Source organism: Anaerolineae bacterium, from assembly GCA_014360855.1.
In the GTDB taxonomy this organism is placed as follows: Bacteria; Chloroflexota; Anaerolineae; order JACIWP01; family JACIWP01; genus JACIWP01.
This window is the reverse complement of the sequence record JACIWP010000127.1, coordinates 1-8,413: the sequence shown is the minus strand read 5'-3', so window position 1 is coordinate 8,413 and position 8,413 is coordinate 1. Positions and strand designations below refer to the sequence as shown.

Below are 8,413 nucleotides of genomic sequence, written 5' to 3'. Positions count from 1 at the left end.
ACGATCAGCTCCCGCCCATCCACTTCCAGACTGAGCAGGAAACCGTTGTAGATCACACGACCCACATTCGAAAGCCGGTTCGCCAGCTCTTCCAGGGACACACCCCGCTCGTCCGGCGGGACGATCTGCACCGCATTGCGGCCGCACAGCACCGTCGTCCAGGCGGTGCGCGCGCCGGCCAGGTACTCGAAATTCCTCTGCACGCAAGCGGGACAGTCCGGCCGGCGCTCCAGCGGCATCCGGTCAAACGTCCCCTCCCAGACATCGAGATACAGCACGCCGGCGGCCGGCGCGTGCCCGGTCAAGAGCTTCAGCGCCTCCGCCGTCTGAATGGAGGCCACGGTAGCCGTGGTAGCGTTTAAAACCCCCACCGTATCACAGCTCGGCAGGGCTCCAGGAGGCGGCGGCTCGTCAATCAGGCACCGCAGGCAAGGCGTTTCCCCCGGCACGATGCTCATGACAATGCCCGATGAGCCGACCGCACCGCCGTAAATCCAGGGGGTGCCGGCCTTCAGACACGCGTCATTGAGGAGCAGGCGCGTTTCCAGGTTGTCGGTGGCATCCATGACCAGGCTTGCGCCGGCGATCAGCTCCTCCACATTGCGCGGCGTCACGTCAGCGATCAGAGGCACAATCTCGATCTCGGAATTTACCCGCGCCAGCTTCCGCGCCGCGGCGATGGCCTTCGGCAGACGTTGACGGGCATCCTCTTCGTCAAACAAGCTCTGCCGCTGAAGATTGCTCAGCTCCACGAAATCGCGATCCACCAGCACCAGATGCCCCACGCCGGCGCGCGCCAGGTGATCCGCGATGACGGTCCCCAGCGCCCCCTGGCCGATGACCACCACCCGGCTGGCAAGCAGGCGCTCCTGACCGGGCCGGCCAATGGGCTGGAACAGTATTTGTCGAGAGTAGCGCTCCATATGCTGTTCAGGCATAGTCGGTGATAACTCCTCCTCCGAGAACCATCTCCCCATCATAGAAGACCGCGGCCTGCCCCGGCGCAGAAATGGGATGCGGGCGCAGAAAACGGATATGGGCGGTGCGGTTACCCCAATCCGGCCGGACTTCCGCCGGCGTCTCCACGCCGCGATGGCGCGTCTTCACCAGGCAGTGCACGCGAGGCAATCCCATCCCGGCCATCCAATGGAGCCTTTCCACCCACATCTGGCGGCAGAAGGTCTGCTCGCGCCGGCCCACGATGACGCGGTTGTGCGCCGGGTCAACTCGCAGGACATACAGGGGCACGCCGACAGCGACGCCCAGGCCGCGGCGCTGGCCGACGGTGTAGGCCGGCGCGCCAGCATGCCGGCCCAGCACGCGGCCGGCCGTGTCCACGATCTCCCCCGGCTGAACGCACTGCGGACAGCGCTCGATGATCAGGGCGCGATAGTCCCGATCCGGCAGGAAGCAGATATCCTGGCTGGCCGGCTTCTCCGCCACCGGCAGTCCCAGCCGGCGGGCGATCTCCCGCACCTCGACCTTGCTCCGATCGCCCAGCGGAAACAGCGCACAGCGTAACTGCTCCTGTCCCAGCGCATACAGGAAATACGACTGATCCTGCTCCCGGTCGCGCGCTCTCCACAAGGAGGGGCCAACGCCCGGCACCTCCCTCACGCGTGCGTAATGGCCGGTGGCGAGGTAATCCGCCCCCCAGGCCAGCGCAGTCCTCAGCAACACACCGAACTTGATATACACGTTGCAGTCAATGCAGGGATTGGGAGTGCGGCCGCCGGCGTAGGCGCGGCAGAAGGGCTCAATGACCAGCCGATCGAAGACATCCTCATAGTTCAGGACATAGAAGGGGATGTCCAGCAGTTGGGCCACACGGCGGGCATCCTCCATGCCGGCAATGCCGCAACAGGTGCGTGTCCGGCCATCACCGCGCGACATGCCGGGCAGGCGCAGGCCAATGCCGATAACCTCATACCCCTGCTCACGCAACAGCGCCGCGGCTACGGAGGAATCCACCCCTCCGGACATCGCCACGATGACCCGCTTGCCCATGCATCACCCCTCACGCGCCCGCCGGCGCCATCTGCCTCAGCCGGCTGACTGCTGTGGCCAGCACCTCAATGAGGAAGCGGATATCTTCCTCCGTGGTATCGCGCCCCAGGGAGAAGCGGATACTGCCGCGCGCCCACAGCGGGTCCACCCCCATGGCCCGTAGGACGTGAGACGGCTCGGTGGAGCCGGCGGTGCAGGCTGAGCCGGTCGAGACCGCGATGCCCTGCATATCCAGCGCCAGCAGAAGGGCCTCCCCATCGAGGCCGGCGAAGCTGACATTGCTGATATGGGCCAGCCGCTTGTCCGGATGGCCGTTGACATGTACGTCAGGAATGCGTTCGGTGATGGACTGCTCCAGCAGATCGCGCAAACGGCGCATACGGGCGCCCTCATCTTTCATCTCCTGACAGGCCAGGCGCAGGGCCGCGGCCAATCCCACGATGCCCGGCACGTTCTGCGTGCCCGGCCGTAGGACGCCCTCCTGGTGACCGCCGAAGAAAAGCGGGGCGATCTCGACCCCCTCCCGCACATACAGCGCGCCCACACCTTTGGGGCCGTAGAACTTGTGCGCCGTCAGGGACAGCATATCCACGCCCAGCTCCCGCACATTCACCGGGATCTTGCCCACGGCCTGCACCGCGTCCGTATGGAAGAGGATGCCCCGCCGGCGCAGGATGCCGGCGATCTCCTGGATGGGCTGAACCGTGCCCACCTCATTGTTCGCCAGCATGATGCTCACCAAAATGGTGTCCGGGCGCAGGGCCTTCTCCACCTCCTCTGGCCGCACCAACCCTTGCTCGTCCACGGGGAGATAGGTCACCTGGAACCCCTGTTTTTCGAGCGCCTGGAAGGTATGCAGGACCGCATGATGCTCGAAGGCGCTGGTGATGAGATGCCGGCCGAACATGGCATAGGACTTGGCCGCGCCCTGGATGGCGATGTTATTGCTCTCGGTCGCGCCGCTGGTGAAGTAGATCTCCGCCGGCTTGGCTCCCAGTACATCCGCCACCGTGCGGCGCGCCTCATCCAGGGCGCGCTTGGCGCGCTGGCCGAACATATGGATACTGGAGGGGTTGCCGGCGTGCTCCGTGAAGTACGGCATCATTGCCTGGATAACCTCCGGCCGCGTGGGTGTCGTGGCCGCATGGTCAAAATAGAGGCTTCCCATAAGTCCCTCCTTCACCAGGTGGGGCCGGCGTTGAACTCGAACAACTCCGTGCTCAGGTAGCGCTCGCCCGTATCCGGCAAGATCACCACCAGGAGCTTGCCGGCATTCTCCGGCCGGGCGGCAACCTGCAGTGCGGCGAAGGCCGCCGCGCCGGACGAGATGCCGGCCAAGATGCCTTCCTCACGGGCCAGCCGGCGAGCCGTCTGCATCGCATCGAACTGGTCCACCTGGATGATCTCATCCACCAGGTCAAGCCGCAGCACATCCGGGATGAAGCCGGCGCCGATGCCCTGGATCTTGTGCGGGCCCGGTTGACCGCCGGAGAGCACGGGCGACTGCTTTGGCTCCACCGCGATGGCGCGGAAAGAGGGCTTGCGCGCCTTGATGGCCTCGGCCACGCCGGTGATGGTGCCGCCGGTGCCGACGCCGGCGACCAAGATGTCCACCCGGCCGTCCGTATCGCGCCAGATCTCCTCCGCCGTGGTCTGGCGGTGAATCTCCGGATTGGCGGGGTTCTTAAACTGCTGTGGGATGAAGCTGTTCGGGATGGACTGCGCCAATTCCTCGGCCTTGCGCACGGCGCCGCGCATGCCCTCCGCCCCCGGGGTCAGCACCAGCTCCGCGCCCAGGGCCTGCAGGAGCTTGCGGCGCTCGATGCTCATCGTCTCCGGCATGGTGAGGATCAGGCGGTAGCCGCGCGCCGCGCAGACAAAGGCCAGGGCAATGCCGGTGTTGCCGCTGGTCGGCTCAATGATGGTGGTGTCGGGGCCGATCTTGCCCTCCCGTTCTGCGGCGTTGATCATGCTGACGCCGATGCGGTCCTTGACGCTGGAGAGCGGGTTGAAGGACTCCAGCTTGGCGACCACTTCCGCCGGCAGGCCGGCTCCCAGCCGGCGCAGGCGCACCAGTGGGGTGTTGCCGATGGTCTCCGTGATGTCGTTGAAAATGCGGGCCATGTTTCCGTTCCTCCTTTTTGTGTGGGATAGTTAGATATAGTACATCCAGCCCGAGGCCGCTTTCTCCCGGGCCCGGTCCGCCAGGTCCGCCAGGGTTGTTTCCTCCAGTAACTGCATGCAGGTCTGATACAAGCGCGCCCAGACCTCCTGGGTCACGCAGTGGTCCGCGCGCTCGCAGACCTGCGGATTGGCCGTGCATGTGACGAAGCCGTCGGGGCTTTCCAGCGCTTCATATATCTGCCGGAGGTTGATGGATTCTGCCGGCCGTGCCAGCGCGTACCCGCCGCGCGGGCCGCGCACGGCGTTGACCAGGCCGGCGGTCTGCAGGGTAGCGAACAACTGCTCCAGGTATTTCGGAGAGATATCCTGCCGTTCCGCCACCTCCCGCAGGCTTAACGGCTCATCCCCCTGATGCAGGGCCAGCTCCAGCATAGCTCGCGTGCCGTAGCGCATCTTGGTGGTCAGTTTCATGCGCTTTCCCTCCCCAATCCATGGTTTCAGTATTCCTATAGGTTTACTAGAATATATCATAACTGCCCCGGTTGTCAAATGCGTCCCAATTGACGAGGATAGGATTGCCCGGCCGGGAGGCACCAGGCACAACTTGTTCCACACCTTGGCAATTTGTGACTTGCATGGCAGAACCGCTATAATATCGCCAAGGATCAGCATGCTGTATCATCTTGCATGGGGGAATTAGAGGATGGCGGAACACCCGGAAACCATCGTGGTGCTGGACTTTGGCTCCCAATATAATCAGCTCATCGCCCGGCGGGTGCGCGAGGCCCATGTCTACTGCGAACTGATCCCCTGGGACGCGCCGGCGGAGCGCGTGCTGGCGCTGGAGCCGGCCGGCTTCATCCTCTCCGGCGGGCCGGCCAGCGTCTACGAGCCTGGCGCTCCGACCCTGCCGGCATACATCCTCGAGTCCGGTAAGCCGGTGCTCGGCATCTGCTACGGCATGCAGGCCCTGACCCATGCCCTGGGCGGACGCGTCGCGCCGGCGGCCACCAGGGAATACGGCCATGCCGAGCTGTACATTGATGCCCCGGACTCCCCCCTGTTCGCCGGCATCCCCTCCCCCACCCGCGTCTGGATGAGCCATGGGGACCGCATCGAGCAACTGCCGGCCGGCTTCCGCATCCTGGCACACACCGCCAATGCCCCCATCGCCGCCATAGGCGACGACGAACGCCGGCTCTACGGCCTGCAGTTCCATCCCGAAGTGCATCACACCGTCGAGGGCCGCGCCATTTTCCACAACTTCCTCTTCCGCATCTGCGGCCTGCACGGCCTGTGGCGCCCCGAAAACTTCATCGCCGAATCTATCACTCAGATCCGCCAGCGGGTCGGCGGCGAGCGCGCTATCTGCGCCGTGTCCGGCGGCGTGGACTCCACCGTGGCGGCCACGCTGGTCTCGCGCGCCATCGGCGACCAGCTCACCTGCATCTTCGTGGACCACGGCCTGCACCGCCAGGGGGAGGTGGAAGAGAACATGGAGGCCTTCCGCCGGCACATCCAGGCCCCGACCATCCTCGTAGACGCGCGCCAGCGCTTCCTGCGCGCCCTGGCCGGCGTCACCGACCCGGAGGAAAAGCGCCGCATCATCGGGCGGGAATTCATCCGCGTCTTCGAGGAAGAAGCCCACAAGCTCGGCCGCGTGCGCTATCTCGTCCAGGGCACGATTTACCCCGATGTTATCGAATCCTCCGGCGCCGGCAGTCGGGCCACAGCACGCATCAAATCCCACCATAACGTCGGCGCCCTGCCGCCGGACATGAAGTTCGAACTCATCGAACCACTGCGCATGCTGTTCAAGGACGAGGTGCGGCAGGTGGGCGAGGCGTTGGGACTGCCGGCATCCCTGGTGCATCGTCAGCCGTGTCCTGGGCCGGCCCTGGCTGTGCGCATCATCGGAGAGGTCACCGAGGAGAAGCTGGCCATCCTGCGCGCCGCCGACGCCATCGTCACGAGCGAGATTGACGCCGCCAACCTGGGCGCGGAGAAACCGTGGCAGTACTTCGCCGTGCTCACTTCGGTGCGCTCCGTCGGGGTGATGGGCGATGGGCGCACCTATCAGTACCTCGTGGCGGTGCGTGCCGTCTCCAGCGTGGACGGCATGACCGCCGATTGGTCCCGCCTGCCGTATGATCTGCTGGCACGCATCTCCAGCCGCATCGTGAACGAGGTGCCGGGGGTGAACCGGGTGGTATACGATATATCCAGCAAGCCGCCGGCTACCATCGAATGGGAATAAAACAGGGGCGGGTTTCCCCGCCCCTGTACCTTGTGTGCCTCGCGAAAGATTCAGCCCGTTTCAGATGATTACTTCATCCGCTTGCGGATGCCCACGCCCACCAGCGCGACGCCGGCCAGGCCGGCCAGGTACGGCCAGAGATTGACCAGCTCCGCACCGGTGATGGGCAGGGCCTCCGGCGCGGCCAACCCGACCTTCACCAGCGCATCCTTGGCCTTGGCCAGGATGGCATAGGTGTAGTCGTAGTTGTGGACGCCGCCGCTGCCCTCGCTGGCGGCAAAGGTGTACAGCGTGTACGCCAGCTCGTAGGCTTTCTGGTCATCCCCTTTGGTCTGCGCCTGCGGATCCCAATCGGGATGAGCCGCCTTGATCTGATCCAGGACTGCCTTCAGCGCATCCAGCTTGGGAAGCACTTCCGTGTGGACGGCCTCGATCGTCTTCGTGCCGCCGTGGCACTTATCGCAGGCGGCCTGTGTGGCGGTATACTTATGGCCTTCCACATGGCAGTTGGTGCAGTCTTTGACCGGCAGATGCGGGGACGGGACGCCAGAGACCTCCGGCGCGCCCTCGCCCATGAACATCTCCTTCATGGGGTGGTGCGCTTCGGAGCCGGGCAGGATGGGCCGGGTGCCGCCCGAGGTGCCGTTGTGGCATTTGGCGCAGGTATCGAAAATGTTCTCGATTTTGGCGGAGCCGCCGGCCGTATGATCACCCGGATGGCAGGCCAGACAGGTCAGCGCATACTGCGCCGTCTGCAGCGTAGGCTTGGAGCCTTCAGGAGCGAGGATGTAGTCCGTGGAGTGACATGCCAGACAGCGATCTTGAGCATGGCCGCTGTCCACCAACGACTTTAAGGCCGTGGCATGTCGGGTGGTGGCCCACTCCGCGTGGACGTCACCATGGCATCCCTTGCACTTCTCCCCGCTGATGGCGGCAGGGTCCTGGGCAAAGACCAGGCCGGCGGCCAAGAGGAACAGCATAGCGGAGATGAAGAGCACCATAAAGATGCGCGAGGATTTCATAGCCCGTTTTTCCCTCCTCTTTGACTACTGCGATGAAAGTTTCACTGCGCCATAGGCCGACGAACCGTATCGCCGGGGTTCCTCACGTCATCGTGCGACGGGCTTCCTCCTTTCCGGCGAGGCACCACAAGCCAAAGGGATAGAAAGCTATAAGGGTATTGTTGCAATAGTATTATAACAACGCTTCAGGGTTTCGTCAAGCCCCCCTCTTTGTCCGTTTGACAGAATCCCCGCCTGTGCTATAATGCGCCGCAGTCCGGACAACGGTGACTTGGCCCAGCAGGCACTGCCGCCGGCTTCCAGGATGGGAATCCTCCAGGGCCGGCGTTTTGTATTTACCCTCAACGATGTTCCTCAGGAACGACCCTTTGTGCGATGACGCCCGTCAGCAGTACAGCGGCTGTGTACATCGTTGCCATCCTCTGGCTTGTATATTTGATACAATTTTGGCGGACAGGAGGGGAACCCTTGCGACCGGCACAACGCTACGACCACGCCGGCTGTGCCACCGCCGGCATCCTCCACAAAGGCGGCCAGCTTATCAACGGCGAGGCCATCATCGAGGCCATCGCCACCATGCGCGAGCGCGGCAACGGGCTGGGCGGCGGCTTCGTGGGCTACGGCATTTATCCCGAGATGAAGGACTACTATGCCCTGCACATCATGTACGACCGCGAGGACTACCGCCAGCCGGTCGAACGCTACCTCGAACGCGCCCTCTTGCTCATCCGTAGCGAACGCATCCCCACCCGCCCCACCCCGGGCGTCGGGCTTGCGCCGGTGTTCTGGCGCTACTTCGGCACCATCCCGCCGAATGAACCGCGGCCGGCCGGCGAATCGGACGACGACTACATGGTGCGCGTCGTCATGCGCATCAACCTGGAGTTTGAGGGCGCATATGTCGTCTCCAGCGGGAAAAACATGGGCGTCTTCAAAGGCGTCGGCCTTACGGCCGGCTGTACGAGGGCGCCGTAGGCGCCGTCAGCAACCACAGCTAACCCTT

General features: G+C 64.4%; 8 protein-coding genes. 2 read left to right on the top strand and 6 right to left on the bottom strand.

Going from position 1 to position 8,413, the window contains the following annotated elements:
* From H5T60_08285 to H5T60_08265, 5 genes are all read right to left on the bottom strand, one after another.
* Nucleotides 1-938: ThiF family adenylyltransferase (locus tag H5T60_08285; protein MBC7242427.1), on the bottom strand; the 938-nt coding region annotated here is incomplete at its 3' end.
* Complete coding sequence (gene mnmA, locus H5T60_08280) at nucleotides 931-2,007, bottom strand: tRNA 2-thiouridine(34) synthase MnmA (GenBank protein MBC7242426.1); 1,077 nt, start codon at nucleotides 2,005-2,007, stop codon at nucleotides 931-933. The genes H5T60_08285 and mnmA, both read right to left, overlap by 8 nt.
* A gap of 10 nt (nucleotides 2,008-2,017) precedes the next feature.
* Nucleotides 2,018-3,175 (bottom strand): cysteine desulfurase NifS, encoded by a 1,158-nt coding sequence (gene nifS / locus H5T60_08275; GenBank protein MBC7242425.1) that lies wholly within the window; start codon nucleotides 3,173-3,175, stop codon nucleotides 2,018-2,020.
* Between the two features lie 11 nt (nucleotides 3,176-3,186).
* Entirely contained in the window at nucleotides 3,187-4,131 is a 945-nt protein-coding gene (cysK, locus tag H5T60_08270) for a cysteine synthase A (protein ID MBC7242424.1), read from the bottom strand.
* 30 nt (nucleotides 4,132-4,161) lie between these two features.
* The gene (locus H5T60_08265) at nucleotides 4,162-4,602 is read right to left on the bottom strand and encodes an Rrf2 family transcriptional regulator (GenBank protein ID MBC7242423.1); all 441 of its coding nucleotides are present in this window, start codon (nucleotides 4,600-4,602) and stop codon (nucleotides 4,162-4,164) included.
* A 232-nt stretch (nucleotides 4,603-4,834) separates the two neighbouring features.
* Between H5T60_08265 and guaA the strand changes: the two genes are divergently transcribed.
* A complete protein-coding gene (gene guaA / locus H5T60_08260) occupies nucleotides 4,835-6,388 on the top strand; it encodes a glutamine-hydrolyzing GMP synthase (GenBank protein ID MBC7242422.1) in 1,554 nt (517 codons plus the stop codon).
* Between the two features lie 68 nt (nucleotides 6,389-6,456).
* Here the strand turns inward: guaA and H5T60_08255 are convergent, their stop codons facing one another.
* Nucleotides 6,457-7,410, bottom strand: coding sequence for a hypothetical protein (locus tag H5T60_08255; GenBank protein MBC7242421.1), 954 nt, complete (start codon nucleotides 7,408-7,410; stop codon nucleotides 6,457-6,459).
* Between the two features lie 468 nt (nucleotides 7,411-7,878).
* On the opposite strand from H5T60_08255, the gene H5T60_08250 reads away from it, so the two are divergent.
* On the top strand, nucleotides 7,879-8,385 hold the full coding sequence (locus H5T60_08250; GenBank protein MBC7242420.1) for a hypothetical protein: 507 nt from the start codon (nucleotides 7,879-7,881) through the stop codon (nucleotides 8,383-8,385).
* The last annotated feature ends 28 nt before the right edge of the window (nucleotides 8,386-8,413 follow it).

Bases quoted from the DNA above. Each gene is read 5' to 3' on its own strand.
- mnmA (MBC7242426.1), bottom strand. From the start codon at position 2,007: ATGGGCAAGCGGGTCATCGTGGCGATGTCCGGAGGGGTGGATTCCTCC.
- nifS (MBC7242425.1), bottom strand. From the start codon at position 3,175: ATGGGAAGCCTCTATTTTGACCATGCGGCCACGACACCCACGCGGCCG.
- cysK (MBC7242424.1), bottom strand. From the start codon at position 4,131: ATGGCCCGCATTTTCAACGACATCACGGAGACCATCGGCAACACCCCA.
- H5T60_08265 (MBC7242423.1), bottom strand. From the start codon at position 4,602: ATGAAACTGACCACCAAGATGCGCTACGGCACGCGAGCTATGCTGGAG.
- guaA (MBC7242422.1), top strand. From the start codon at position 4,835: ATGGCGGAACACCCGGAAACCATCGTGGTGCTGGACTTTGGCTCCCAA.
- H5T60_08255 (MBC7242421.1), bottom strand. From the start codon at position 7,410: ATGAAATCCTCGCGCATCTTTATGGTGCTCTTCATCTCCGCTATGCTG.